General features: G+C 60.6%; 3 protein-coding genes. 1 reads left to right on the top strand and 2 read right to left on the bottom strand.

What is annotated here, in order from left to right; translation table 11 throughout:
* Positions 1–186: 186 nt before the first annotated feature.
* Both JOY90_RS26060 and JOY90_RS26055 read right to left on the bottom strand, forming a co-directional pair.
* A complete protein-coding gene (locus JOY90_RS26060; protein WP_291693978.1) occupies positions 187–867 on the bottom strand; it encodes a class I SAM-dependent methyltransferase in 681 nt (226 codons plus the stop codon).
* Between the two features lie 105 nt (positions 868–972).
* The gene (locus tag JOY90_RS26055; RefSeq protein WP_291693977.1) at positions 973–1,320 is read right to left on the bottom strand and encodes a hypothetical protein; all 348 of its coding nucleotides are present in this window, start codon (positions 1,318–1,320) and stop codon (positions 973–975) included.
* A 149-nt stretch (positions 1,321–1,469) separates the two neighbouring features.
* Between JOY90_RS26055 and JOY90_RS26050 the strand changes: the two genes are divergently transcribed.
* Positions 1,470–2,063, top strand: coding sequence for a VOC family protein (locus JOY90_RS26050; protein WP_291693976.1), 594 nt, complete (start codon positions 1,470–1,472; stop codon positions 2,061–2,063).
* The last annotated feature ends 114 nt before the right edge of the window (positions 2,064–2,177 follow it).

Raw genomic sequence — 2,177 nt, 5'->3', positions numbered from 1 at the left:
GAAATAGGTAAGAATGAAGCTCGTCGCGCTCAATAGATGAAGCGATTGGTTGACCACGCTATGGTGATAGTATCGGTGATCGTCCCAACGCTGAATTTTCAGCGTCTGCATAAAGACATTCATCTGCACGTCCCCCTTTTGGCGCGTATTGGCTCAGTCAGCTGCGAATCGACTGGTCTGCGGTGCTCACGCTCTTGCCCCTAGTTCGAATTTCACAAATCTGAGGAGCGAGAAATGACCGAACGGCGGCATCGGCCGGCGCTCGATCAGGCGCACATCGGTTCGCCGTTCGGTCCATAGAGCGAATCGGTCCCACGGAAACTCGGCGCGCCATCCAAGCCGGCAAACGATCGGTTGCAACAACCGTTCGACCAGATGCCGAAAACCGCGATCCGCGCCGATGCGGCTAAGAAGGATCATCTCGCCGCCCGGTCTGAGCATTCGGGCGCACTCGTCGAGCGCTGCCTCCGGGTGCGGCACGGTCGAAATTACGTGATTCGCCACGACGACGTCGAACGAAGCATCGGGGAATGACAGATGCTCCGCATCCATCACCTCCAGCTTCTCGACATTGGTCAGGGACAGGTCCGCCACCCGCCGCTGCGCTTTGCGTAGCATCGCCTCGGAGAGATCTATCCCGATTATGCGGTTCTGGGAGGAGTAGCCCGGGAGCGAGATGCCCGTGCCGACACCGACTTCGAGAATCCGGCCCCCGACCTGCTCGGCCGCGGCGATGGCCGCCTGCCGCCCACGATCGAATATGGCACCAAAGACCAGATCGTATACCGGAGCCCAACGCGCATACGCCTTTTGCAGAGCGACCCTGTCCAGTTCTGCAGGCGATTTCTTCCCAACTGCATCCGTCACCAAACCCCACCGCAGCCACGTCTCGATTTCGTCACAAAGCCTAGCCGGCTCCTGTTACAGGAACATTAAGAAACTATTGCACTTGCATGGCGGCTCTCCAGCGACCTAGCTTGTACTGTGATCGCGGAGCCGCTCTGGGCGTGGCGCGGACTCGTCAATCGGCTGCAGTACGAAGACCGGGCAACGCGGCGCCAAATCATTGAATTCTTTCACCGGCGATCCTTTCGGTACTGGGAAGAAGCGCTGCACCTCGCCTGCGAATCGGTCCAGATGGGCTTTGAGGATTGGCAACCGGATCCCGGGGGGAAGTTCGCGCACGGCATAGCGGCGGCGGCACATGGCGCGGACGAGCACGTTTTCGCCTGCAGTGCGGGCATTGCGCACCCAGTGGGAATCGCCGCGGGCGCAGACCAGATAGCGGCGCCCTTCGAACTCGATCGGGTCCACCGGCAACGTGAATCTCCTGCCGCTCTTTCGCCCGCGGACTTCGAAAACGTAAAAATGGCCGCGGATCGAGGCCGATCCAAACGGTCGCGATGGCAAAATGCTCGCAGGCCCGATATATTCAACCGCAAGAAGTCCCGAGCCGAAGGAGCATGATCATGGCGGACGGCGCCTCTTCGATCGTACCGGCCACCCCTGACGAGGCGGTCACCCCGCGCGGCATCAACCATCTCGTCATCAATGTGCGCGACATCGAGGAGTCGCACAAATTCTGGACCGAAACCCTTGGCTTTAAGCAGGTCGCCTACTCGAAGCGGCGCAACGGCAAGATGCGCTTCTACAGCGGCGACCACGATGGCCGTATGAACCACCACGACATCGCGCTGTGCGAGAACCCGAATCTCCCGAAGCCGCCGGCGGATTGGTGGATGTTCGAGCAGCCGGTCGCGATCAACCACATCGCGATCACGATGCCGAACCGCGAGGCGTGGCTGAAGCAGTTGGCCTGGCTGCGCGCGAAGGGCGTCAAGTTCGAGCGCCGCGTCAATCACGGCATGACGCACAGCCTCTATATCGTCGATCCCAACGGCTATGGCGTCGAGGTGCTCTACGAATTGCCGCGCGAAGTCTGGGGCGACAACATCCAGGGCGCGATCGACTACGCCGAGCCGGTGCCGACCGAAGGCGACGAGGCCTTTCTCGACGACACGAACTACCCGATGTTCGGCACCGGGGACAAAACTGCCGAATAGCGCCGTAAACCCCTCGCGGCAGCTGAGATGTTCGACCGGTTGGCAGGTTGGCACTAAGTCTTGATCGCGGACGGTCATTGGGCCATTTTAGACTGGTCGGAGTGAGGATGCCCA

This window comes from Bradyrhizobium sp., assembly GCF_019242285.1.
GTDB lineage: Bacteria > Pseudomonadota > Alphaproteobacteria > Rhizobiales > Xanthobacteraceae > Bradyrhizobium.
This window is presented reverse-complemented; position numbering and strand designations above follow the sequence as displayed.

What these genes read in the sequence shown, in the direction of transcription:
- JOY90_RS26050 (WP_291693976.1), top strand. Translation starts at nt 1,470, where the DNA reads ATGGCGGACGGCGCCTCTTCGATCGTACCGGCCACCCCTGACGAGGCG.